This is a genomic window from Duganella sp. 1411, assembly GCF_017833525.1.
Lineage (GTDB): Bacteria > Pseudomonadota > Gammaproteobacteria > Burkholderiales > Burkholderiaceae_D > Rugamonas.
Window position 1 is genome coordinate 1,431,187 of sequence record NZ_JAFICD010000001.1, and the last position, 24,422, is coordinate 1,455,608.

Genomic DNA, 24,422 nt, shown 5'->3' on the forward strand with positions numbered 1-24,422 from the left:
CAAATCAGCTAAACAAACGCAGCGCGCGGGTGGAACCGGCCGGGATATCGGCCTCGTTCATCTCGGTGTAGAAGTCCTGCACCTGGGTGGCGATCTCGCCCAGCGCGGCGTCGGTCAGCGGCTGGTTGTAGTCGTCGACGATGGTGGCGTCCAGGCGGCCCACCAGCGATTTGGCGCAGGCCACCATGGCGCCGAAGCCGTCGCGCGATGGCGCCACGCACGGCACGTCCAGCAGCAAGGTCAGACGCGAGGTGGTTTCCTCGGCCAAGGTGACGTTGGTCGACAGCGAGAACAGGAAGCCGCCCTCGCCGTCCGGCATCACGAAGCGGCCGTCCGGGCGCACGTCGAAGCCCTGCTTTTCCAGCGCGCCGATCAAGGTCGAAATGGCCCACGGCGCGCCGTTCGATTGCAGGTTCACGCCCAACTGGGCGTCGTGGCCGGCGACGAAGCGGTGCAGATTGCGCGCCTCGGCCATCACTTCGATCATGTCCGGGATTTCCGGCTCGGCGCCGATTTCGTCGGCCATCGCGCGCAGGCGCGTGACCAGTTCCGAGTATTCCAGCTCGTTCAACGCGGTGCTGCGGCTGGCCAGTTGCACGCCGCCCTGCAGCTTGGTGTAGACGCCGCCGTGGACGATCGGTTCCCAGTCGCCGCTGACGGCCAGGCCGATGTAGTGCACCGGCTTGTTGCCGACCATGCGCAGGGTTTGCAGCACCGGCAGCAGCTTGTCGCCGCGCGCGGCGCCTTCCAGCGCCAGCGGCAGCAGGCAATCGATCAACGGGTCGACCAGCGCGGTGGCCTGTTCGGCGGCGGCCGCCGAGGCGGCGTTGGCGCGCGCGATCAGCGCCGCTTCGGCCGCGGCCGACGACGACGCGTCGACAGGATCGGTGCTGAATTCGCCGGCGACCGCCGCCAGCGACGCGGCGGCGGCGGCCGCCTCGGCACCTGCCACGCCCGGCGCCAGCGCAGGCGAATCATCGAGCGAGAAGCTCGGCTCCTGGCGCGGTCCGCCGGCCGGATCGACGCGCGGTTCAATACGCGGCTCCGGACGCGCTGCGGCCGGCGTTTCGCCGGTGCGCATCAGCACATCGTCATGGTCGGTCGCGAAGGCGCGTTCGACGCTCTTCTTAGCCTTGTATTCCTGGATTTTGTTGTAGGTGAATACACCGGCGACGAATACGCCGGCGATCCCGATCAAACTCATTTGAAGGTCTGTCATGCTGCTTGTGCCTCTGAAGCGAAATTGGCGGCGGATTGCATATCCACCGCCACGATGCGCGATACGCCCTGCTCCTGCATCGTCACACCGATTAGTTGATTGGCCATCTCCATCGCAATCTTATTGTGCGAGATGAAGAGGAATTGGGTATGGTCGGACATGCGCTTGACCATCCGGCAGAATCGTTCGGTATTGGCGTCGTCCAGCGGCGCGTCGACCTCGTCGAGCAGGCAGAACGGCGCCGGGTTGAGCCGGAACATGGAGAACACCAGCGCCGTCGCCGTCAGGGCTTTTTCGCCGCCGGACAGCAGGTGGATGGTGGCGTTCTTTTTACCCGGCGGCTGCGCCATGACCTGCACGCCGGAGTCGAGAATTTCATCGCCGGTCATGATCAACTTGGCCTGGCCGCCGCCGAACAGGATCGGGAACAGCTCGGAGAAGTGACCGTTGACGCGGTCGAAGGTGTCCTGCAGCAGATCGCGCGTTTCCTTGTCGATCCTGGCGATGGCGTCTTCCAGCGTGTTGATCGCCTCGTTCAAATCGGCGTTTTGCGAATCGAGGAAGTTCTTGCGCTCGGACGCCGTCGCCAGTTCGTCCAGCGCCGCCAGGTTGACCGCGCCGAGCAGCGAAATGGCGTTGGTCAGTCGCGTCACCTCGCCCTGCAGATACGACGCCTTCATGTCCGGATGGAGCTTTTCGGCCAGCGCCGCCTCGTCGGCCTGCACCTCGGCCAGCTGCGCGGCGAACTGCTCCTGGTTCAGGCGCGCGGCCTGCTCCTTGAGCTGCATTTCCATGATCTTGTCGCGCTGCGGCTGCAGCGCGCGCTCGGTCGACATGCGCCCTTCCTCGAACTGGCGCAGCTGCTGCGTGATCTGGTCGAGTTCATGGCGCGCGTCCGACAGCGCCTTCTCCTGCTCGGTGCGGCGGTCCAGCAGATCCTGCAGGCCGTCGTTGGCGGAACCCGATTCCAGCGTCGCCAGTTCGTGCTGGCCCGCTTCCAGGCTTTGCGTTACCTGCGCCACCTGCGCGGTAGCGGTGGCGATCGAACGGCGCAATTCCTCGATCTTGTTGCGCTGGGATTTTTCGGCGAACTGCGCTTCCTGCGCCGCGCGTTCCAGATCGCGCAGGGCTTCGCGGGCGTCGGCCAGGCGCTGCTCCTTCTCCAGGAAAATGGTCTGGCCGTCCTCGTGGTCGCCCTGCAGGTTGCCGAGCTCCATATCGAGCTGCTCGAACTTTTCCTCGGACTCCATCTTGATCTGGGTCTGTTCCTCTTCCTGCGCGGCGATTTCGGCCAGGTCGGTTTCGATCTGGTTGCTGCGCTGGTTGAAGCGTGCCTCGATCTCGGACAGTTTGACCACGTCCAGCTGCAAGGTGTGCACCGACTGCTGCAGGCTTTGCAGCTTGGCGCGGTACTCGGTCAGGCGCCGCGTCAGTTCCGACAGCGCCGCCTCCGCACGCACCGAGCGGGCGCGCGCCTCGTCGGCCAGCATCTGCTGCGCGCGCAGCTGCTTGGTGATGTTTTCGATCTCCTGCTGGCGCCCCAGCATGCCGTCCTGCTCCGAATCGGCGGCGTAGAAGCGCACGCTGTTCTGCGTGACGACGTGGCCCTGGCGCGTGACGAAGTAGCCGCCGGCCGGCAGCCTGGCGCGTTCGGCGAAGGCCTCGGCCGCGTCGTCGGCCTGGTAGGCGTTGTGCAGCCAGTCCTGCAGCAGGCCGCGCAGACCGGGGTCGTTCAACTTGAGCAGGTTGAGGAACGGCTTCAGGCCCGCCACCTCCACCGGTGCCGGCGGCACCGCCGTCGAGGGCGCGAACAGCGCCAGCTTGGCCGGCGGCGCGTCGCCGAAGAAGGCCTTGGCCCATTCGATGTTCGACATCTGCAGCGCCGACGTGCGCTCGCGCAGCACCGATTCCAGCGCCGTCTCCCAGCCGGATTCGATATTCAGTTTTTGCCACAGGCGCGGCAAGGAATCGAGTTCGTGCTTTTGCAGCCACGGCGTCACCTTGCCCTGGGTTTGCACGCGCTCCTGCAGCTGGCGCAGCGCGTTCAGGCGCGCTTCCAGCTGGGCGTTGGCGGCCGTCTCGCTATTGACCTGCTGCTGCGCGGCCTGGCGTTCCTCTTCCAGGCGCGGTTGCTGCTCCAGCGCCTCCTCCAGCAGGAAGCTCTGCTCCTCCAGCGCCTGCTGCTTCTCCTCCAGCTGCATGCGCATATTGGTCAGGTGCGCGCTGTCGGGCAGATTGAGGCCGTTCTTTTCCTGCTGCAGGCGCTCGCGCCGCACGGCCAGGCCGTTGAGGATGTTGTTGGCGTTGCGCTGGTGCGCCGATTCCAGCTCCAGCTGCTGCTGCGCCTGCATGATGCGGGCCCGCGATTCGGTGCTCTTGGTCTGCGCCTCGCGCCACGCCTGCTCCAGCATCGGCAGCGACTCGCCCTTTTGCTCGGCCATCATCTGCGATTGCTCGACCTTGGCCGACAGCTCCTCGAGCGTGAATTCGGCCTCCTCGATCTGGCCGGCGTATTCGGTGGCCTGGTTCTGCCACTGGTCGCGCTGCGCGGTCAGTGCCGCCAGCTGCGATTGCAGGCGGCCGCGCGATTCGATGACGAACTTGATCTGCGCTTCCAGGCTGCCGATTTCCGAGTTGGTCTGATACAGGCTGCCCTGCGCCGTGTGCAGCCGGTCGCCGGCGGCGAAGTGCGCCTGGCGCATGTGCTCCAGGGTCAGCTCGACGTTGCGCAGCTTGGCGGTCTGCTCTTCCAGATCGTTCTGCGCCTGTTCCACCTCGCGGAAGTACTTTTTCTGCTCGGTCTCCGCTTCGATCTTGCGCAGCAGCCAAAGCAGCTTTTGCTTCTCTTCCTGGTCCGACTGCAGCTGGTGGAACTTGGTCGCGACGGCGGCCTGGCCTTCGAGCTTTTCCAGGTTCGAATTGAGCTCGCGCAGGATGTCCTCGACGCGCAGCAGGTTTTCGCGGGTGTCGTGCAGGCGGTTTTCGGTTTCCCGGCGCCGCTCCTTGTACTTGGAGACGCCGGCCGCCTCCTCGAGGAACACCCGCAGTTCCTCCGGGCGCGATTCGATGATGCGGCTGATCATGCCCTGGCCAATGATGGCGTAAGCGCGCGGACCGAGGCCGGTGCCGAGGAAGATGTCCTGGATGTCGCGCCGGCGCACCGGCTGGCCGTTGATGTAGTAGGTCGAGGTGCCGTCGCGCGTCAAGGTGCGCTTGACGGCGATCTCCGCATACTGGCCCCACTGGCCGGCGGCCTTGCCGTCGTTGTTGTCGAAGACCAGCTCCACGGAGGCCCGCCCGGCCGGCTTGCGGTGGGTCGAGCCGTTGAAAATGACGTCCTGCATCGACTCGCCGCGCAGCTCCGAAGCCTTCGATTCGCCCAGTACCCAGCGCACGGCATCGATGATGTTCGACTTGCCGCAACCGTTCGGCCCCACCACGCCAACCAGCTGACCCGGCACCTGGAAATTGGTGGGATCAACGAAAGACTTGAATCCCGACAATTTAATCGAAGAGAGACGCACGTGATTATCTGGGCTATGGGCTGTAAAAGATCACAATAATACCATTTAGCGCATTATCCGCGCCCTATTCATGCCCCCGGTGCTTGGACTCCTGCCACATGGCGCGGGTGTACGGCTGGTCGCGGCCGGACAGGTACAGCGCGGCCTGGGTGATCCACTGCTCGGCCGGCACCGGCTCGACCTGCGGCGCGATCAACACGATCGGCAGGCACAGCACGACCAGCATGCGGCTCAGCGCCCAGTGGTGCTCGCTGCTGGCGTAGCGGATGAAGCCGGCGGCGATGGCCAGGCCCAGGATGGAGCCGGTGACCGATTCGGACACGGAGTGCGCCATCATCGGCACGCGCGAGATGGAAATCAGGATGGCGAACACAACCCCGGCGGCGGTGGCCAGATACCTGGCGCGGCTGCTGGAACTGCGGAAGGCGAGGAAGGCGGCGACCGGGTAGACGGCGGCGGCGCGCATCGCGTGGCCGCTGAAGCCGGCGAACTCGACCGATTCCACACCGATGCCCCAGCCGACGAACGCCATTTTGGTGACGACCACCAGCGCCATGCCGATGCCGAACAACAGCCCCCACATCCATGTCAGCCGCCAGGACTTGCCCGCGATCAGCCATATGGCGATCGCCACGCCCACCGGCCCCGTTACCGCCAAACTTCCCGCTATGCTTAAAGCGTGCCACCACATCATCCAATCACCGCCTTTCAATTATTTTGCACTGCACCATCATTAAAGCATACCCAGCAGTATTTGACCGAACAATTGCTGCGCACCAACGTCTGTAGCCTGGGCGCCAAGGCCGCAACGGGTGGAAAATCGGCCCCGCCAGCACGCTTGGCGCAGGCGTGGCATACTATTGCTCACACTCACTGTTGTTTGATTGGAAATACTATATGACACTCTCGACCTGGCTGTTGTTCCTATCCGTTTCCCTGGCGGCGGCCTTCAGCCCCGGTCCGGGCGTGTTGATGGCCATTTCGACCGCCTCCACGCAAGGCGCGCGGCGGGCATTGTATAGTTCCCTGGGCAATGCGCTGGGGGTGTTCATCGTCGCCACGACCGCCGTGGCCGGCCTCGGCCTGGTGCTCAAGACCTCGGCGCTGGCGTTCGGCGCGGTAAAAGTGGCCGGCGCCGCCTACCTGATTTATCTCGGCGTGAAAACCTGGCGCCAGGCGTCGGCCGCGCCAGCCCAGGCCGATGCAGCCGCAGCGCCGGCGCCCGCCGCCCAGGCCAGCCGCCTGAGCACCTTCCGCTCCGGCCTGCTGGTGGCGGTCAGCAATCCCAAGGCGATCCTGTTCTTCACCGCCGTGTTCCCGCAATTCATGCCGCCGGATCACGTCGATCCGACCCGATTCCTGCTGCTGACGTCGACCTTCACCGCCTGCAGCCTGCTGTCGCACTTCTTTTACGTGGTGTGCGCGTCCTGGATGAAGCGCAAGGTGCGCCACAGCGCGGCCCGTGCACGCTTTACCAAACGCACCACCGGCGCCTTGTTCATCGGCATGGGCGGCGCGCTACTGACGGTCAAATAAGCGGTTGAACTTCAACCGAAGGCGGACGCGGGCGGCTCGTCTCCCGCGTCGTTGACGGCGCCCCGGGCCAGCGCCTCGGACAGCGCCATCGACACCACGCCGTCGCTGCGCACCACCTGCGCGGTTTTTTCCTGGAATTGCTTCGCCAATTGCTCGCCGGAGACGGAGAACGCCTCCTGCCGCGCGGCGGTCGAGAAGATATACAGCGTGCGCAGCGGACTGATCCATGCCAGCTTGACCTTGCGCCGGCCACCGTCCGGCTGCGCGAACTCCAGCCACATGCCGCGCGTTAGCCCATCGACTTCAATCGCGGCATCCTCTTCGGCCGCCTCCAGCTCGGGCCGGCGGGCGCGCTGCTCCGCCTCGGCCTGCTCGGCCGCGTCGGCTTTCGCCTGAATTTCCAGACGCCGTTCGGCGGCTTGGCGGGCCACTTGCATCGATATTTCCAGCTGACGCTCGGGCGACAGGTCCAGCGGCGCGCGCACGATGGACGCGTGGCACTCGGCCAGCTCGGCAAAAAATTGCAGACGATCGGCGTCCTGCCACTTGATCACATCCAGCCATTTATTCAGGCTCGCCAGCATGCCGGGCAACTTGGCGATCAGCAGCTTGCGGTCGTCGGCGTTGAGCTTGGGGCGCACGCTCCAGATCAGCTCGTCCATGGCGCGGGTGGCGTTGTTGACGGCGCCCGGCTTGCCGTCCTCGATGCTGTAGGCGACGGTCAGCACGGACACCCAGCGTTGTTCCAGGAAGGCTTCCACCACGGCGATGACCTCGCCGGTGCCGATGCGCAGGGCCACGGCGTTTTTCGCCAGCTTGGCCGATTCGGTCGTCTTTTCCTGTTTCAGCGCGGCGGCGATCGGTTCGGCGATGGCCACCGCCGCGGCGCGCTCCTCCGCCTGGATCGACGACTCCAGGTCGCTGACCGCTTGCGCGAACACCGACAGTTCGCGGTCGTAGTCGCGGCCGACGCGGTCGACACTGCGCTGCATCGCCTTGAACAGCGGGTCTTCCGGCCCCTTGTGCTGCTCCCAGCCCATGCGCGACAGCAAATCGATCATGCGGCGCGCCGGGTGCTCCTCCTGGAAGAAGAAATTCTTGTCGACCAGCGCGGCCTTGAGCACGGGAATCTGCAGGAAACGTATCAGGTCGCGTATTTCCTGCGAGATGTTCTGGTCGCGGAAGACGGCCTCGAAGATCGCCGTCAGCAGGTCGATGGTGCTTTCGTCGGCGCGCGTCAGGCTTCCTTGCGGCACGCTTTGTTTGATGTTGGGCAAATAAAACACGTTGGCCGGGATGGCAGCGCCCTCGCCCGGGGCCGGGGTTCCCGCCGTGCCGGCGGCGGCCGCCGCACTGCTCTGCAAGCGGGCCAGATAAGCGAACAACGGCTGCTTGGCGTTGATCTGGGACTGCCGCTGCGCAAGCTCATTGCTGATGCCCACCGGCTGGAAACCTTGCGCCGGACCCTGTACCCAGCCCCCGCCCGGCGCGGCGGCCACAGCCTCGCCGACGCCGGCGCCTGTGCCCCCGCCGAGGAAGCCAACCGCGCCGGCCGCCCGCGCGGCCGCGCCCTGCCCGGCCGCGTTCGGCACCCAGGCGGTGCCCGAATGCAGCGCCGACATCGGCAAATCCGGAATGCTCAGATCGATACCGCCGTGCAGCATACCGCCGGCGATGTTGTCGACGATCTGGCCGGCGGCCGATCCGGCCACATCGCTGGAGGCGAAAAACTGCCGCAATTGCTGGGCCAGCGCCGCCTGGTTGCCGCGTGCGCGGTCGCCCGCAATTGTCTTGGTCGCGTCGGCCTTGCGGCCCTTGTAGCCGTCCACCGAGCCCGGCAGCACGCCCTTGCTTTGCAACGCCAGGTTTAGCGCGTCGAGCATCGGTCCCAGTTCAATGAACATGCCTGGTTTGATGAGCGGCTGCAACAGCGGAGCCGACTCGGGCTCGGCGTCGAACTGCGTCCACGCCTGCTGCAAGGCCACCAGGAACACTTCCGGGCGAAACGGGTTCTGGCTCACGCGCAGGATATCGCGGTCCAGCAGGAAGGCCAGCCGCACGTTCAGCGTCTGCAAAGCATCCGAATGCAGCGATTCGAACGGTTTGCCCACTCCGCCGAGCGCCACCCTGGTATCCATCTCCTCGAACGGCACCAGCGCCAGCGGCTGGTCCGCGCCGCCACGCGCGCGCTGGTCCCTGGCGGCCGGCGCCAGCTCGGCGATCTCGCGCCGCAGCGCTTTTTCCAGGGTTTCCGTGGCCAGGTGCAAAAACGCGAACTGACGGTTGCGCAGCAGGTTGCCGGCGCGCAGCCGTTGCTGGATAGCGCGGGTGTCGCCGTCGGTGGCGTCGATCAGCGCGCCGGCCAACTTGGTGGCCAGCTCCAGATATTGGTCGCCGGCATGCTTGACGGCGATGCCGATCAAGTCCTCCAGCAAGCCATGCCGCGGCGAGACCGGCTGTTTCGCCGCGACGTTGGTCATCGGAATTGTTGAAGTGTCAGCCATGGCATCGGCCTGCTCAGTTATCGATCCGTAAACCTCATTCTTACACAGTATTTCCACATGGCAATACCAACAAGGAAAGAATCCCGGTTTTTTTGCAGTGTTTGCACACTGTGTAGCACTTTCCTCGTTCCAACAGCTGCTTTGACGAGGCGCAAAGAACAAGCTTGGGCTTTGCTTAACATCATTATCTGACCCGGCGTTCCCGGCCCGGTTCCCCCACCTGCGCGCCCCCATCAAGGATACCCATGAAATTCCTGCATAACCTGGAAACCTCCAGCAAACTGTTGGTCGCCTTTACCGCCGTGCTGGCGCTGACCGTGCTGCTGGGCCTCAGTTCGCTCTACCGCATGGGCGACATCAACGGCGCGTCGACCCGCTTGTCCGGCACCTGGCTACCCCAGACCATCGCCGTGCTGTCGCTCAAGAACGATCTGCAGGAATTGCGCAAGCTGGAGCACGTCGTTATCAGCGACAAGGGCAGCATCGACGGTGCCGAGCAAAAACTAAGTCTCGCACTATCCGCCTTCCGTGACAATGCCGACAGGCTCGGCAGGACCGTCAACGATGCAAACATCAAGGCCCAGGCGACCGATTTACAACGGATGGCCGCTTCCTACTTGGCCGAGCACGACAAAATGATGGCGCTGGCCAACGAAGGCAAAAAGGACGAGGCGGTCGCGCTGCTCAAGGGATCGTCGCTGCCGCTGCTCGAGGCCGCCAACGACCAGCTCGACAAATTACTTTCCAGCAATATGGAAGGCAGCCAGCAGGCGGCCCGCGACGCCGACCGGCTGTACGGCGTGGCGCGCGTCATCACGCTGGGCTTGCTCGGCGTGGCGATCAGCCTCGGTGTGCTGCTGGCGCTGTGGCTGGCGCGTTCGATCTCGGCGCCGTTGCAGCAGGTGATGCTGGTGGCGCAACGAATCGCCGACGGCGACCTGGGCACCCGCATCGAGGCGGGCCCCAACAACGAGACGGGCAAGCTGCTGCGGGCGATGCAACACATGAACGACAGCCTGCAAACGATGATCTCCCAGGTCCAAAGCGGCGCGCGCGCGATCGGCGAGGCCTCGGCCGAAATCGCCGAGGGCAACCAGGACCTGTCGACCCGCACCGAACAACAGGCCGCCTCGCTGGAGGAGACCGCGTCGTCGATGGAGCAGCTGACGGCCACCGTCAAGCAAAACGCCGAGCACGCGGTGCAGGCCAACAAGCTGGCCGTGTCGGCGTCGGCGGTCGCGGTGCGCGGCGGCAACGACGTCGAGCAGGTGGTCGGCACGATGGCGTCGATCAACGACAGCTCGACGAAAATCGCGGAAATCATCGGCGTGATCGACGGCATCGCGTTCCAGACCAACATTCTGGCCTTGAACGCGGCGGTGGAGGCGGCGCGCGCCGGCGAACAGGGGCGCGGATTCGCCGTGGTCGCCTCCGAGGTGCGCAACCTGGCGCAACGCAGCGCGGCGGCGGCCAAGGAGATCAAGAGCCTGATCGACGACTCGGTCGACAAGGTGGTGCGCGGCACGCGGCTGGCCGACCAGGCGCGCCTGACGATGGACGAGGTGGTGGGCAGCGTGCAACGGGTGACCGGGCTGATCGGTGAAATCGCCGACGCCAGCGCCGAGCAGACCGCCGGCCTGGAACAGGTCAACCAGGCGATCGCGGCGATGGATCAGGCGACCCAGCAAAACGCCGCGCTGGTCGAACAGGCGGCGGCCGCCGCCGCGTCGATGCGCGATGAAACAAGCAAGCTGAACGAGGCGATCGGCGCGTTTGCCGTCAGCGGCGCCGCCGCGACCGGCCCGGCCGTCGGGGCCTCCGGCGCGCTCGACACGCGCGGGCTGACGGCCATGAGCGGCATGGACCTCGAGCACATCGAGGACATCGAGGACGCCGAGGACGCGCCGCCGGCGCCGCCGGTACAGCCGGCCGTCGCAGCCCGCCGCGAACGCGCCAAGCCGTCCTTGCCGACCGCAGAAAAACGCCCGCCGCGCCAGCCGGCGGCCGCCGGAACCGCCGCGCCCAAGGCGCAGACCGCCCGCCCGAATGCCCGCGCCAAGCCGTCAAGCGGCCTCGGCAAAGCATCCGGCAAGCTCAGCAATGAAGTCGAGTGGGAAGAATTTTGACGACGCGGGTTTTAACGACGAGTGCGAGGCATGATCCTACAGCCGACCAAGACTCGCTCCGATAGCAAGTGCCTGAGCGAAAACGCATCATTGCTGCACCAGAAACGCGCGGTGTTTCCACCGGTTTTCGACAAACACCGCGCGTTTTTGGCGAGTACGTTCTTTCACTTTCGTAAAGGAATCAAAATGAACTCGAATCAAAAAGGCGGCAGCAGCAAGCAAGGCTCCAATCAAGGCAGCAGCAAGCAATCGGGCGACCAGGGTTCTTCCAGCGGCTCGCGTTCCGGCACCCAGGGCGGCACCCATGAGCAACACGTGGAAGCTGGCCGTCAAAGCCACAAGAACGACACCAACAAGCAGTCGGGCAACAAAAACCGCTGATTGATTGGCGGCGCTGTACCACCCCGCAACGCCAAGCGGGGTCGTACCCGTTCGTTCGGGTACGACCCCGAAGCGCAGCGGCTAGCGGCTTGACACTGCTGCTGCGGGGGTGATGCTTTAAATATTGGCCACGCGCTGGCCGCGCGGCGGCACGAAATCGCGCACCGCGTTGACCATCCCCACCGCCACCCCTTCGGCCGCCGTCAGGTGCAGGTCGGAATACGCGTGCGTGCGCCAGTGTTCCTCGGTCAGGCGCACATGGTCGCGCAGGATCTGCTCGGTGCGCGCGTCGTCGGCCTGCAAGCCTTCGACGATGATGCGCAACGCGTCCGGGCGGGCGCCGTGCGGCGCGCTGGCGTGCGACTTGTGGACCATGAAGCGCGCCGTGTCGCTGGCATACCGCTCCTCGCCGGCCAGGAACAGGATCACCGCGATCGACGCCACCGCGCCGGCGTTATAGGTGATGATCTTGATCGGCAGCTTGCTCAGGTAGTTGTACAGGCAAATACCGTCGCTGACGTAGCCGCCGTTCGACTGGATCAGGATGTGGGCGGTGGTGATGCGGTCCTCGGTCATGTCGGCGACGGCGTCGAAGACACGGCGCACCATGTCGCTGTTGACATCGCCGGACAGCGTGAACCACGCGTGGCCCTCGTAGGAATTTGGATCTTGGCTCATGGGTGGGCTCTCGAATAAGTGTGATTTATTCTAGCAAATAGTTGTTTATATGGCGTTTTTATTGTCGTCCATTCGTGCGCGCCTCCGCCGCCGCCCCGCCAGCGGCTTGCCCGCAAGATTGACATCGGGGCCCTTCTGACATATATTCCCGAGTCTTGATCGGGAGAGGGTTGCCGGGCGAATTCGCCAGCGCAGCCGCCGAAGGGGCACTACCCAAAAACTCTCAGGCAAAAGGACCGATCAAGGGACCAGCGCGGCCGCCAGCGGATGTCATCATCCCCGGCGGGATGCCAACTGGACCAACTCTGGAGAGCGGCCGCGGCACACGCCGGCGGCCCACCGAAGGGGCGCACGGGAATCGAGTCCAACTCGCCCCGTAATCTCTCAGGTACCAAGGACAGAGGGGTCTGCGATCATTGTGGAAACAGCTTTTTAGCCGTTCCTTGTATGTTCTGTTAACCCCTTTTCGATTTGGACCGAGGAATTATGACGCTCAAAGCCACCCCACTCAACAACGCACACCGTGCCGCCGGCGCCAAGATGGTCGATTTCGGCGGCTGGGACATGCCCGTCAACTACGGATCGCAGATCGAAGAACACAACGCCGTGCGCACCGACGTCGGCATGTTCGACGTCGCCCACATGTGCGTGGTCGACATCAAGGGCGCCAACGTGCGCGCCTTCCTGCGCGGCCTGCTGGCCAACAACGTCGACAAGCTGCAGGTGTCGGGCAAGGCGCTGTACTCGTGCATGCTCAACCCGCAGGGCTTCGTCATCGACGACTTGATCGTCTACTTCATCGACGAGAGCTGGTTCCGCCTGGTCGTCAACGCCGGCACCGCCGAAAAAGACGTGGCCTGGATGCAGGCGCAAAACGCCGCCACCAACAGCGGCGTGACGATCACCCAGCGCCGCGATGGCGACCCGGCCAGCGCCATGGCGCTGATCGCCGTGCAGGGCCCGAACGCGCGCGCCAAGGTGTGGGAAGTCATTCCGGAATCGAAGGCCGGCACCGCCGACATGAAACCGTTCAACGTCGCCTTCGCGCACAGCGCGGCCTTCGGCGAGGCGATGATCGCCCGCACCGGCTACACCGGCGAGGACGGCTTCGAGATCGGCGTGGCCGCCGGCCAGGCCGAGAAGCTGTGGAACGCGCTGGCCGCCGCCGGCGTCAAGCCGGCCGGCCTGGGCGCGCGCGACACCTTGCGCCTGGAAGCGGGCATGAACCTGTACGGCCAGGACATGGACGAAACCGTCAATCCGCTCGACGCCGGCCTGGCCTGGACCATCGACCTGGTGTCCGAGCGCGATTTCATCGGCAAGGCCGCGCTGCAGGCAATGGGCCAGAACGCCCAATTCGTCGGCCTGATCCTGCGCGAAAAAGGCGGCGTGCTGCGCGCCCACCAAAAGGTGATCGTGGCCGGCACCGACGCCGTCGGCGAGATCACCAGCGGCACCTTCAGCCCGACCATGCAGCAGGCCATCGCGCTGGCGCGCGTGCCCAACGGCGTGGCCGTCGGCGACACCGTGCACGTCGAGATCCGCGACAAGAAGCTGGCCGCCTCGGTGGTCAAGCTGCCTTTCGTTCGCAACGGTAAAATCCTGGCTGTTTAATTAGTTTAGTAGTCCGTACCAGCACCCTGACCCCTACCCCTCTGGAGCCTTACATGAATATTCCTGCAGACCTGAAGTACACCGAATCCCACGAGTGGGTGCGCGCCGAGGCTGACGGCACCGTCACCGTCGGCATCACCGAGTACGCGCAGGACGCGCTGGGCGATATCGTCTTCGTCGAACTGCCGAAGGTCGGCAAGAGCTACACCGCCGGCGACGACGCCGCCGTGGTGGAATCGGTCAAGGCCGCCAGCGACATCTACGCGCCGGTGTCGGGCGAAGTCATCGCCGTCAACGAGGACGTGGCCAGCGCGCCGGAATCGATCAACACCGACGCCTACGCCGCCTGGCTGTTCAAAATCAAGCCGGCCGACGCCGGCGCGATCGACGGCCTGCTCGACGCCGCAGCATACGGCAAGACCACCGAAGCGTAATTCCGTTTTTCGAGAGCCGGCGTCTTGCCGGCCTTCTTTTAACCCGCACGGCCAGGCGGGGTCGGACCCGACGGGTCCGACCCCAGGCTTGCGGGTTTGCCTCCTCTCTTTTGGCCCTGACAAATCATGACCCGCACCAGCCTGACCCAACTCGAAGCCCGCGACGCCTTCATCGCACGCCATATCGGCCCTGACGCCGCAGAACAGCAAGCCATGCTGGATGTCCTCGGCTACGCCTCGCGCGCCGCGCTGATCGACACCATCGTTCCCGCCAACATCCGCAACAAGGCCACGCTGCCGCTGGGCGCGTTCACGCAGCCGATGCCGGAACAGGAAGCGCTCAACAAGCTGAAAAAAATCGCGGGCAAGAACAAGGTCTTGAAGTCGATGATCGGCCAGGGCTACTACAACACGCTGACGCCGGGCGTGGTGCTGCGTAACATCTTCGAAAACCCGGCCTGGTACACCGCCTACACGCCATACCAGCCGGAGATTTCGCAGGGCCGCCTGGAAGCGATCCTGAACTTCCAGCAGACCATCACCGACCTGACCGGCATGGGCATCGCCAACGCCTCCATGCTCGACGAGGGCACCGCCGCCGCCGAGGCCATGACCTTGATCCAGCGCGTCGGCAAATCGAAGTCGAACGTGTTCTACGTCGCCGACGACGTGCTGCCGCAAACGCGCGAAGTGGTCGAGACCCGCGCCAAGCCGCTGGGCATCGAGGTCAAGGGCTTCCACCCGGCCGAACTGTCCGGCATCGGCGAAGCCTTCGGCGTGCTGCTGCAGTACCCGGGCGTCAACGGCGTGGTGCGCGACTACAAGGCCGGCGTCGAGGCAGTCAAGGCCAAGGGCGCGATGGTGGTCGTCGCCGCCGACCTGCTGGCGCTGACCATGCTCACGCCGCCGGGCGAATGGGGCGCCGACGTCGTCGTCGGCAACAGCCAGCGCTTCGGCGTGCCGCTCGGTTTCGGCGGCCCGCACGCCGGCTACCTGTCGACCCGCGACGAATTCAAACGCAGCATGTCCGGCCGCCTGGTCGGCGTCACCATCGACGCCCAGGGCAACAAGGCCTACCGCCTGGCGCTGCAAACCCGCGAGCAGCACATCCGCCGCGAAAAAGCCACCTCCAACATCTGCACCGCGCAGGTGCTGCTGGCGGTGATGGCGTCGATGTACGCCGTCTACCACGGCCCCAAAGGCCTGCTGCAGATCGCCCAGCGCGTGCACCGCTACACCGGCGTGCTGGCTGCCAACCTGAAGACGCTCGGCTACACCGTCACCAACGACACCTTCTTCGACACGCTGACCGTGGCCGTCGCCAACGCCGAACAGCTGCACGCCTCGGCCCACTCGCACGGCGTCAACCTGCGCGTGATCGACGCCTCGCACGTCGGCGTCTCGCTCGACGAGACCACCACGCGCGAAGACATCGCCCTGCTGTGGACCGTGTTCGCCCATCCGGTTGGCGGCCCGGCCCACGGCCCGGCCTTCGACACGGTCGAAGCGGCGGTGGCCGAGTCGTTCCCGGCGTCGCTGGCGCGTTCGAGCGAGTATCTGACGCACCCGGTGTTCAACCGCTACCACTCCGAAACCGAAATGCTGCGCTACCTGCGCAGCCTGGCCGACAAGGACCTGGCGCTGGACCGCACCATGATCCCACTGGGTTCGTGCACGATGAAGCTGAACGCCACCAGCGAAATGATCCCGGTCACCTGGCCCGAGTTCTCCAACATCCACCCGTTCGCGCCGGACAGCCAGACCGTCGGCTACCGCGAAATGATCGGCCAGCTCGAAGAGATGCTGTGCGCGGTGACCGGCTACGCCGCCATCTCGCTGCAGCCCAACGCCGGCTCGCAGGGCGAGTACGCCGGCCTGCTGGTGATCCAGGCCTACCACCAGTCGCGTGGCGAGGGCCATCGCAACATCTGCCTGATTCCATCGTCGGCGCACGGCACCAACCCGGCGTCGGCCAACATGGTCGGCATGCAGGTGGTGGTCACCGCCTGCGACGCCAACGGCAACGTCGACCTGGCCGACCTGAAGGCCAAGGCCGAACTGCACTCGAAGAACCTGGCCGCCGTCATGGTGACCTACCCTTCGACCCACGGCGTGTTCGAGGAAGGCATCCAGGAACTGTGCGAGATCGTCCATGGCCACGGCGGCCAGGTCTACATCGACGGCGCCAACATGAACGCGCTGGTCGGCGTGGCGGCGCCGGGCGCGTTCGGCGGCGACGTCTCGCACCTGAACCTGCACAAGACCTTCTGCATTCCGCACGGCGGTGGCGGTCCCGGCGTCGGCCCGATCGGCGTCGGCGCGCACCTGGCCAAGTTCCTGCCGAACCAGCGTTCGAACGGCTACATCCGCGACAACGCCGGCATCGGCTCGGTCAGCGCCGCGCCGTACGGTTCGGCCAGCATCCTGCCGATTTCGTGGATGTACATCGCGATGATGGGCGCCGAAGGCCTCACCGCCGCCACCGAGACGGCCATCCTGAGCGCCAACTACATCGCCCGCCGCCTGTCGCCGCACTATCCGGTGCTGTACTCGGGCCACGACGGCCTGGTGGCGCACGAGTGCATCATCGACCTGCGCCAGCTGCAGGACGCGACCGGCATCAGCAACGAGGACGTCGCCAAGCGCCTGATGGACTTCGGCTTCCACGCCCCGACCATGAGCTTCCCGGTGCCGGGCACCCTGATGATCGAGCCGACCGAAAGCGAATCGAAGGCCGAGATGGACCGCTTCATCGACGCCATGATCGCCATCCGCGGCGAGATCGCCAAGGTGGAAAGCGGCGAATTCGACAAGCTGGATAATCCGCTCAAGTTCGCGCCGCACACCGCCGAGGTGCTGACCGCCGACAAGTGGGAGCGCAAGTACAGCCGCGAAGTGGCGGCCTACCCTGTGCCGTCGCTGCGCAAGCAGAAGTACTGGCCGCCGGTCGGCCGCGCCGACAACGTCTACGGCGACCGTAACCTGTTCTGCGGCTGCGCGCCGATGAGCGACTACGAGTAAGCATCGGCTGGCGCGGCAAACGCCGCGCGCCCCGAAAAAAAGCAGGCGGACCTCGCGGTTTCGCCTGCTTTTTTTGTTGTAAGATGGATATTCTTTTATCTCGGGGGAGCCGAACGATGCATCCACTGTCTCTGCCACGCCTGTATTTGCTGCGGGCAGTCTATCTGATGATCGCGTTGGGACTGGCCATGCTCGTCGGACCGGGCATCATCCATCATGACAAGCCGTGGGAGTTCATGCAGGGCGTCGTTAACTGCATGCTGGCCGCTTTCGGCTTGCTGTGCGCGGTCGGCGTGCGCTACCCGCTGCAAATGCTGCCGGTGCTGCTGTGGGAGCTGATTTGGAAAACGCTGTGGCTCTCGATCGTCGCGCTGCCGGCGTGGCGCGCCGGCCAGATGGACCAGACCATGGTGGAGAATGTGTTCGCCTGCCTGCTGGTGGTGGTGATCCCGATCGTCATGCCGTGGGGGTATTTGATCGAGAATTATTGGAAGCGTCCGGGCGACCGTTGGCGCGGGGCTGCCGACAGCCCTGCCACGCGCGCTTGACATTGGGGCCGCTGGCACGCTGGCATGGCCGATTACGGCGTCCCCGCCTCATCCGCCCTACGTGGTTCCTTGGTCGTTCGGTTTCGCGGGGCCGCGGCGCGCGTGAGCAAAGATGAACCGCGTTGCCCGCAGCGCCGCCAGCATACGCCGTGCGCGTTCAATTCCTGATCGAGGCCAGCCGCAGGCGCACCACGCGCGGCGAGCCCGGTTGCTGTGGGGAGTTCGGCTCCTGACCCTCGTCGAGTTTGAACATCGCCACCGCCTCCGACAGGTTCAGCGCCTGCCGCTGCAGGCCGGTGGACGCGGCGGCCGCCTGGCGCACCAGCGCCAGATTCTGCTGCGTCACCTGATCCATCTCCAGGATCGCCATGTGCGCGCCCTGCAGCTCCTCCGCGTTCTCGGCGCTGGCCTCGCTGATCTGGCCGATGATGTCGCCCACCTTCTGCACCGAGGCGACGATCTCCGCCATGCTGTCGCCAGCCTCCTCCACCGAGCGCGCGCCGCCCTCGATCTCGGCCACCGACTCGGCGATCAGCGCCTTGATCTCGTGCGCCGCCGTGGCCGAGCGCTGTGCCAGCGACAGCACGTCGCTGGCCACCTGCGCGAAACCCTCGCCTTGGGCGCCGGCGCGGGCCGCCTCCACCGCCGCGTTCAGGGCCACCAGATTGGTCTGGAACGCCAGGCCGTCGATCACGCCGACGATATCGACCACCCGGCGCGAACTGCCGCGGATGGACGCCATCGTCACCACCAGCCGCTGCACCACGCTGCCGCCGCGCACCGCGAAATTGGTGGCGCAACGCACCAGCTGATTGGCCAGTTCGGCGTTGTTGGCGGTGCGCGCCACCGTGGAGCTGAGCTCGCGCATCGCGCCGCTGGTCTCGCCCAGCGAGCTGGCCTGCTTTTCGGCGCGCTGGGTCAGGTCGGCGCTGCCCTGGGCGACCGAGCGCGAGGCGGTATCGATCGACTGGGCCGACGCCAGTATCGTCTTGAGCGTGGTGTTCAGATTGCGGATGCTGGTGTCGAGCGCGCGCGACGTCTCGGAGATCTCGTCGCGGCCATACACCCGGTTCTTCACCGTCAGGTTGCCCTCGGCCAGATCGATCGCCGCCGCGCCGATCTCGCGCACCTCCTTGAGCAGCGCGTTACGCACCACCATCGTCACCAGCAGCGACAGCACGATCGACACTGCCACCATGATCGGCATCCACACCGACACGCTGGTGAACTCCGATTCGGCCTCGGAGAACGCCCGTTCGCTGAGCGACTGTTCCAGCTTGGAGAGCTCCTCGAGCCGCTGCGACACCACGTCGAACGCCCGCTCGGCCTTGAACATGGCGTTGGCGGCCATCGAGTGGTCGGCGATTCCCAGCTCGATGACGTCGGCGACCGCCTTCACGTACTGGGCGTGCGCCGCCTGCGACTGCGCCACGAAACGGCGCTCGGCCGGATTCGATTGGGTGACCATCTCCAGCTGCGCGAACTGGCGGTCCAGCACCGCGTGGCGGTTGTGGATGCCGCGCACCAGCGCGTCGACGCGCGCGGTGGCGAAGCTGGCGTTGATCCAGGTGAGCAGCTGGTAGATTTCGGTGTGGGCGCGGTTGGCGCCGGCCACCAGGTCGGCGGTGGCCTTCAGGCGCACCGCGCGCTGCTGCACCATGTTCTCGAGCGATTGGTTTTGCCGCACCATCCCGAGATAGGCGCCCGCCGACAGGACGATCAGCAGGATCAGCACCACCCCGGGCGCCAGCAGCAGTTTGGGACCTATACGCAGTTTGCTAAGCATGACAATTGGCCATTCAGTGTTTGTAGATGCCGGCTTCCAGCGCCACGTCGCCCACCCGCAGCACGTAGGTGCTCTTGGGTGCGACCTTGCCGGTTTCCGGATTGCGGAATTTGTAATCGACCCAGCCCTTGCCCCGGCCCCTGGCCACCGCCACCATCTCGTGGCGGAAAGCCTTGCCGTCGGCGTCCGGCACGTCGAGGAAATCCTTGCCGATCAGCGCGGTGGTGGGATGGGCGATGGTGATGCCGCGCAGGTCGCGCATCGCCAGATACAGCGAGCCGTGGTAGAACATCGGGTCCTTGCGGTTGATGCGCGCGATCATCTCCTCCTTGCCATAGGTTTTGATGAACTGCGCCCCTTTTTCGGCCAGCGCGACGGCATCCTTTTCGCAAGGCTCGGCGTGGACCGACAAACAGCTTAACAATGTGACGATTCCGAATATGGCGCGCATGATTTTCCCCCGCAGGTAACATGCTGTAATCTACGCCCCGTACCCCCACGCAATCTTGCGCTGTCTCAACTCGGCGCCAGCGCTACCAATAAACAACAGGAAACAAGCACCCATGATGAAACCCACAACCAAGGCGGCGCTGGTGTCGGCGCTGATTTTCCCCGGCTTGGGGCATCTGGTGTTGAAACGGCCGCTGCGCGGCTGTCTGTTCATCGTGCCGGCGCTGCTGGCCGTCGGCTTCCTGCTGCGCACCACGCTGACGCTGGCCAGCGCCCTGGTCGACGAGATCAACAACGGCACGCTGGCGATCGACCCGATCCAGATCATCGCGCGGATCCACGCCTCCGGCGTCGACAACGCGGCCGCCAACGCGGCCTCGCTGGTGATCGTGCTGTGCTGGGTCGGCTCGGTTGCCGACGCCTACTGGCTGGGACGGCGCGGACAGGCGTAGAATCGGACGGCGCTCCCGCGCTTCGAGGTCCAATCCATCACAGAAAAGGATACGCCATGAGACAGCCGCCGCCCGTCCGCCGCCGCCGCCCCAAGATTCAGTTGCTCCTGCCGATAATGCTGCTTGCCGCCAGCGTGGTGACGGCGACCGCGCTGGCGCAAGCGCCGGGCATCCGCCGCACCGTGATTCAAAAGGGAGAGGTCTCGGTGCCCGGCCGCGAGGCGGTCGTGGTCCGCGTCGAACTGGATAAGGGCGCAACGGCCGGGCGCCATTCGCACCCGGGCGATGAAATCGGCTACGTGGTGGAGGGCGAAAGCGACTTGCTCGTCGACGGCGAGGACCCGCGCCGCATCAAGGCCGGCGAATCGTTCATCATCCCGGCCGGCACCGTGCACGACGCCGTCAACGTCGGCGCCGGCATGGTCAAGGTGGTCAGCGTGTTCGTGGTCGAAAAGGGCAAGCCGCTGGCGAGCGCCGCCAAGTAGCGCTCCCGCCTCGTCAATCGGCCAGGCGGCCGACGGGGAACGCCGGTGGCAGCATTGTGACCATGGACCGCCACTGTACCCACAGCGCCAGGAAGGTGCCGGCCGCGATGACGCCGGCCGGCATCAGCCACGGAAAATCGGGATGGCGGTGGTTCATCGCGACAAACAGCGCAAACGTCACGACCAAGGCCACCGCCCAGCCGATGACGATGCGATTGGGGCGCAGCCGCGCGTAATCCGGCAGCAGGAGGCAGGCCAGGGGCAACGTCAGCGAGGCCAGCGCCAATGGGTAGGCGCGCGGTACCAAGCTGCCGGTATGCGCCATATCGATGCAAACCAAACCGGCCAGCGCCACCAGCCAAATCCGCGTAAAGCGCCACAGCAAGGCCCCGGCGAACACGCGGTTGAAGTCGCGCGCCGGCGGCGCCGCCGGCGCCAGTCGATACAACGCCTGCTCCCCGGCGCGGGCGCCAGCCACCGTCAGCACGGCGAAGGTGTACGACTGGACCGACCACAGGATCGAGATTTGCAGCAGGTGGTAGCCGGGCAGCCAGCCGAAAAACCTGAACTCGGGAGCTTTCGCCAGCAATGCCCCAACCGCCACCGCCGAAAAAGCCACCATCGAAAAGAGCTGCCATCCATCGTGCACGCCCGTTCCCAGCGCGTGCAGCATTTTGCGGCCCGGCGCCCCCGGCCGCGCGCTGTCTCGACGCAAGGCGCCCGCGTAGCCCGCGCTCCAGAAGCGGCGGCGTTTGCGCGCCCGCAGCGCGGCGCCTTCCGCCCCGGGCGTGCGCCACATCTCGATCCGGTCCTGCGAGGCGAAGTGCCGGTCGCCTCCGCGCGGCAGAGCCCATTTCAGCCCGAGTGCCAACAACGCAATGCCGAGCGCGATGCCGAGCGCCGACAGCGCGGGCTCGCTCAAGGCCGACACCAATGCGGCCAGCCGGTCCAGCCACGCTTCGGGCAGCAGCTTGGAAAACCACCAGCTGGCCACCGGCAGCGCGGCCGCCAGCGGGAAGCGCTGCGCCAACAACAAGAACGGGAACAACAGGCCCGCGCCCGCCAAGGCCAGGCCGAAATGGCCAAAAAACAGGCTGGTCACGCTTGCCAGCACCACGCTGGAGGCGACCGCCAGCACCACGCAACAGGTTATCAGGCGCCGCCGCAGATGCGGCACCAGGCAGGCGTTCGCCGGATGGTTCTGGCGCGCGGCGCTGACCACGAAGGTGCCGCCACACATCATCAACAGTATCAACAGCGCCAGGCAGCAAAAAGCATCCCCCACGGCGGCGCTGTGCATGACCGCGCGTGAAAACCAGAACACGGCGGCGGTGGCGGCGCCCAGGATGCCGACCAAACGCGCCAGCGAACGCCGCGCGGGCGCATCCCCAATCAGCTGATGGAACAGCGGCATGTAAGCGCGCAGGACGCCGGCGCTCATTTGGTCACCTCGACGAACAGGTCTTCCAGGTTCAGGGTTTCGACCCGCAGGCCGGGGCCCGCGCGCAGCGCCGCCGCCTCCGCGTCCGTCAGACGGGCCAGGATGGTGGCGCCGCCGTCGGGGCCGTGGTGGCGCCGGATCTCGTCGCCAAAACGCAGGCCGGCCAATGCCGCGGCGGTTCCCGTGACGCGGTGCGCGCTTTCGAGCAGCTCGTCGAGCGGCGCCTGCAAGGTGATCTTGCCCCCCTGCAGAAACGCCACGTCCAGCGCCACCCGCTCCAGGTCCGACAGGATGTGGGTCGAGAAGATCACCGTCGTATCGCGCTCGATCACGTCGTCCACCAGTTCATGCAGGAAGTCGCGGCGGCCCACCGGATCGAGGCTGGCGACCGGCTCGTCGAGCACCAGCAGCCGCGGGTCGTGCGCCAGCGCGCGGATGATCGACAGGCGCTGCTTCTCGCCGCCGGACAGCTTGCCGATCCGCTGCTGCGCCGACTGCCCGTCCAGGCCCCAGCGCCGCATCAGGCCCGCCACCTTGGTGGCGTTCCAGCGCGGATACAAGGCCTTGAAGTAGTCGAGCATCTGCACCGGCGTCATCCACTCGAACAGGTCCGACTTCTGCGGCACGTAGCCGATTTGCGCGCGCACGGTGTCGCTCAGGTCCGTCACCCGCTCGCCGAACAAGGCGGCGGTGCCGCTGTCGGCCTCGCGCAGGCCGAGCAGGCAGGCCAGCAAGGTCGATTTGCCGGCGCCGTTGCGGCCCAACAGGCCGATCACCTTGCCCGGTTCGATGGTCCAGTTCACACCTTGCAGCACCTGCTGTCCGCCGAACGATTTGTGCAGGCCGGCGACATCGACGATGGATGATTTCATTGTTCTTCCTTGAGGATTTTTTTAAAAAGGGCGAGGACGGTGTCGGGATCGAGTTCGAGCTGGCGCGCCTCGGCCGCCGCCCGTTGCAAGGTGGGACGCAGCAGGTCTTCGCGCCCGCCCCGGTTGCGCGCCTGCGCCGGGCGCTCGGCCACCAGCATGCCGATGCCGCGCGCGCGCGACAGCACGCCCTCGGTTTCCAGCATGTTGTAGGCCTTGGAGACGGTCATCGGGTTGACGGCCAGCGCCAGCGCGACTTCGCGCACCGACGGCAGCACGTCGCCGGGCGCCAGCACGCCGGCGGCGGCCAGCCGGCGCGTTTGCTCGATCAGTTGCCGGTAGATCGGGTCCGACGAACCGACGGCGATCGTAAATAATGTGGCGGTATGGGCGGTCATCGATCGGTGTATGGCTTCATGTATTGGTGTATTAGTCGAATAATACATCAAACCGCAAAGCCGTGCGACGAAATTTCGCCGACGGTAAAATCGCTGGCTTATTGCTTGTCCTGGTTTTTGAGGGCGCCGCGCACATTGGTGGCGACCAGGCACAGTTGCAGCGCAATCAGCGCGTAGGCCTGGTCGTGCAGGCCCCACGCCACCCACAGCGCATTGCTGGCTAGAAAGCACCAGAACCCGACTTTGCGCCGGGTGTGGTGGGACGACGCCACCAGCCACGCGGCCAGCACCGTCACCGCCATCGCCGGCCACTGCAAAAGATTGATCCAATCTGTCATGGGCACAGCTTATGCGGGGCGGCGCCCGGCCTATGTGCGTTAGTTCACGGCCGCCGCGATTTGCCTCGGCACCAGCGCGCCATGCGCGGTACGCGCTGCATATAATGCAAGAAAACTGGAACGGACACGGGAGTTGAAAACATGTTCGATATGGAATTGCCTTGGTGGGAATTCGTCTTGCGCGCCAGTATCGTGTATGTCGCCTTGCTCATCATGATGCGGTTTTCCGGCAAGCGCACGGTCGGCCAATTCACGCCGTTCGACCTGCTGGTTGTTATGCTGCTGAGCGAGGCGGTATCGTCGTCGCTGTCCGGCGGCGACGACTCGATACCGGGCGCCTTGATCCTGGCGCTGACGCTGATCGTGCTGAACGTCGCGATCGCGGTGGCCACCTCGCGCAGCGAAAAAATCGCCGCCATGGTCGACGGCGAAGCGGTGCTGCTGGGGCGCGACGGCAAGGTGTTCCAGGACGCGATGCGCCGCAACCACGTGGCCAAGGGCGACGTCGACCAGGCGCTGCGTGAGGCCAACTGCTCGCAGGACAAAATGAAATGCATCTTCCTCGAAGCGAACGGCCAGATCACCGTCCTCCACGACGAATAAACCAACAAGGAGCAC

General features: G+C 65.6%; 21 protein-coding genes and 2 riboswitches. Of the genes, 10 read left to right on the forward strand and 11 right to left on the reverse strand.

Features of this window, described 5'->3' with window-relative positions:
• Nucleotides 1–4: 4 nt before the first annotated feature.
• The 3 genes from JOD97_RS05645 to JOD97_RS05655 all read right to left on the reverse strand — a co-directional run bounded on the left by JOD97_RS05645 (nt 5) and on the right by JOD97_RS05655 (nt 5,377).
• Entirely contained in the window at nt 5–1,219 is a 1,215-nt protein-coding gene (locus tag JOD97_RS05645; protein ID WP_209714106.1) for a cell division protein ZipA C-terminal FtsZ-binding domain-containing protein, read from the reverse strand.
• Complete coding sequence (smc, locus tag JOD97_RS05650; RefSeq protein ID WP_209714108.1) at nt 1,216–4,743, reverse strand: chromosome segregation protein SMC; 3,528 nt, start codon at nt 4,741–4,743, stop codon at nt 1,216–1,218. The genes JOD97_RS05645 and smc overlap by 4 nt, the downstream gene beginning before the upstream one ends.
• 64 nt (nt 4,744–4,807) lie before the next feature.
• Nucleotides 4,808–5,377 carry a phosphatase PAP2 family protein gene (locus tag JOD97_RS05655; RefSeq protein WP_373999792.1) on the reverse strand — a complete coding sequence of 190 codons (570 nt, stop codon included), beginning with the start codon at nt 5,375–5,377 and terminating at the stop codon, nt 4,808–4,810.
• Between the two features lie 263 nt (nt 5,378–5,640).
• On the opposite strand from JOD97_RS05655, the gene JOD97_RS05660 reads away from it, so the two are divergent.
• The gene (locus JOD97_RS05660) at nt 5,641–6,279 is read left to right on the forward strand and encodes a LysE family translocator (RefSeq protein WP_209714112.1); all 639 of its coding nucleotides are present in this window, start codon (nt 5,641–5,643) and stop codon (nt 6,277–6,279) included.
• A gap of 11 nt (nt 6,280–6,290) precedes the next feature.
• Here JOD97_RS05660 and JOD97_RS05665 read toward each other — a convergent pair whose 3' ends face one another.
• Nucleotides 6,291–8,783 carry a DUF1631 family protein gene (locus JOD97_RS05665; RefSeq protein WP_209714114.1) on the reverse strand — a complete coding sequence of 831 codons (2,493 nt, stop codon included), beginning with the start codon at nt 8,781–8,783 and terminating at the stop codon, nt 6,291–6,293.
• 245 nt (nt 8,784–9,028) lie between these two features.
• Here JOD97_RS05665 and JOD97_RS33085 point away from each other — a divergent pair, with 245 nt between their 5' ends.
• Both JOD97_RS33085 and JOD97_RS05675 read left to right on the forward strand, forming a co-directional pair.
• Nucleotides 9,029–10,909 (forward strand): methyl-accepting chemotaxis protein, encoded by a 1,881-nt coding sequence (locus JOD97_RS33085; RefSeq protein ID WP_209714116.1) that lies wholly within the window; start codon nt 9,029–9,031, stop codon nt 10,907–10,909.
• A 186-nt stretch (nt 10,910–11,095) separates the two neighbouring features.
• Nucleotides 11,096–11,290 carry a hypothetical protein gene (locus JOD97_RS05675; RefSeq protein ID WP_209714118.1) on the forward strand — a complete coding sequence of 65 codons (195 nt, stop codon included), beginning with the start codon at nt 11,096–11,098 and terminating at the stop codon, nt 11,288–11,290.
• 117 nt (nt 11,291–11,407) lie between these two features.
• Here JOD97_RS05675 and JOD97_RS05680 read toward each other — a convergent pair whose 3' ends face one another.
• Nucleotides 11,408–11,968, reverse strand: a complete 561-nt coding sequence (locus JOD97_RS05680; protein WP_209714120.1) for an ATP-dependent Clp protease proteolytic subunit — start codon at nt 11,966–11,968, stop codon at nt 11,408–11,410.
• A 150-nt stretch (nt 11,969–12,118) separates the two neighbouring features.
• Nucleotides 12,119–12,217: riboswitch (glycine riboswitch) on the forward strand.
• Between the two features lie 46 nt (nt 12,218–12,263).
• Nucleotides 12,264–12,379: riboswitch (glycine riboswitch) on the forward strand.
• Between the two features lie 75 nt (nt 12,380–12,454).
• On the opposite strand from JOD97_RS05680, the gene gcvT reads away from it, so the two are divergent.
• The 4 genes from gcvT to JOD97_RS05700 all read left to right on the forward strand — a co-directional run bounded on the left by gcvT (nt 12,455) and on the right by JOD97_RS05700 (nt 17,585).
• Nucleotides 12,455–13,582, forward strand: a complete 1,128-nt coding sequence (gene gcvT / locus JOD97_RS05685; protein WP_209714122.1) for a glycine cleavage system aminomethyltransferase GcvT — start codon at nt 12,455–12,457, stop codon at nt 13,580–13,582.
• A 53-nt stretch (nt 13,583–13,635) separates the two neighbouring features.
• Nucleotides 13,636–14,016, forward strand: coding sequence for a glycine cleavage system protein GcvH (gene gcvH / locus JOD97_RS05690; protein WP_209714125.1), 381 nt, complete (start codon nt 13,636–13,638; stop codon nt 14,014–14,016).
• Nucleotides 14,017–14,142: 126 nt separating this feature from the next.
• A complete protein-coding gene (gene gcvP / locus JOD97_RS05695; protein ID WP_209714127.1) occupies nt 14,143–17,037 on the forward strand; it encodes an aminomethyl-transferring glycine dehydrogenase in 2,895 nt (964 codons plus the stop codon).
• A 116-nt stretch (nt 17,038–17,153) separates the two neighbouring features.
• Nucleotides 17,154–17,585, forward strand: a complete 432-nt coding sequence (locus JOD97_RS05700) for a hypothetical protein (RefSeq protein ID WP_209714129.1) — start codon at nt 17,154–17,156, stop codon at nt 17,583–17,585.
• A 157-nt stretch (nt 17,586–17,742) separates the two neighbouring features.
• On the opposite strand, the gene JOD97_RS05705 is transcribed toward JOD97_RS05700, so the two are convergent.
• Both JOD97_RS05705 and JOD97_RS05710 read right to left on the reverse strand, forming a co-directional pair.
• Nucleotides 17,743–19,371, reverse strand: coding sequence for a methyl-accepting chemotaxis protein (locus JOD97_RS05705; protein WP_209714131.1), 1,629 nt, complete (start codon nt 19,369–19,371; stop codon nt 17,743–17,745).
• 13 nt (nt 19,372–19,384) lie between these two features.
• Nucleotides 19,385–19,822, reverse strand: coding sequence for a cache domain-containing protein (locus JOD97_RS05710; RefSeq protein WP_209714133.1), 438 nt, complete (start codon nt 19,820–19,822; stop codon nt 19,385–19,387).
• Between the two features lie 112 nt (nt 19,823–19,934).
• On the opposite strand from JOD97_RS05710, the gene JOD97_RS05715 reads away from it, so the two are divergent.
• Nucleotides 19,935–20,273 carry a DUF6677 family protein gene (locus tag JOD97_RS05715; protein ID WP_229264192.1) on the forward strand — a complete coding sequence of 113 codons (339 nt, stop codon included), beginning with the start codon at nt 19,935–19,937 and terminating at the stop codon, nt 20,271–20,273.
• Between the two features lie 56 nt (nt 20,274–20,329).
• A complete protein-coding gene (locus JOD97_RS05720) occupies nt 20,330–20,758 on the forward strand; it encodes a cupin domain-containing protein (protein WP_209714135.1) in 429 nt (142 codons plus the stop codon).
• A 13-nt stretch (nt 20,759–20,771) separates the two neighbouring features.
• On the opposite strand, the gene JOD97_RS05725 is transcribed toward JOD97_RS05720, so the two are convergent.
• From JOD97_RS05725 to JOD97_RS05740, 4 genes are all read right to left on the reverse strand, one after another.
• Nucleotides 20,772–22,199, reverse strand: a complete 1,428-nt coding sequence (locus JOD97_RS05725; RefSeq protein WP_209714137.1) for a hypothetical protein — start codon at nt 22,197–22,199, stop codon at nt 20,772–20,774.
• Complete coding sequence (locus JOD97_RS05730; protein ID WP_209714139.1) at nt 22,196–23,071, reverse strand: ABC transporter ATP-binding protein; 876 nt, start codon at nt 23,069–23,071, stop codon at nt 22,196–22,198. Before JOD97_RS05730 ends, JOD97_RS05725 begins: the two co-directional genes overlap by 4 nt.
• Nucleotides 23,068–23,466 (reverse strand): GntR family transcriptional regulator, encoded by a 399-nt coding sequence (locus JOD97_RS05735; RefSeq protein WP_209714141.1) that lies wholly within the window; start codon nt 23,464–23,466, stop codon nt 23,068–23,070. Before JOD97_RS05735 ends, JOD97_RS05730 begins: the two co-directional genes overlap by 4 nt.
• A gap of 98 nt (nt 23,467–23,564) precedes the next feature.
• A complete protein-coding gene (locus tag JOD97_RS05740) occupies nt 23,565–23,804 on the reverse strand; it encodes a hypothetical protein (RefSeq protein ID WP_209714143.1) in 240 nt (79 codons plus the stop codon).
• A gap of 141 nt (nt 23,805–23,945) precedes the next feature.
• On the opposite strand from JOD97_RS05740, the gene JOD97_RS05745 reads away from it, so the two are divergent.
• A complete protein-coding gene (locus JOD97_RS05745; protein WP_209714145.1) occupies nt 23,946–24,407 on the forward strand; it encodes a DUF421 domain-containing protein in 462 nt (153 codons plus the stop codon).
• Nucleotides 24,408–24,422: the final 15 nt, after the last annotated feature.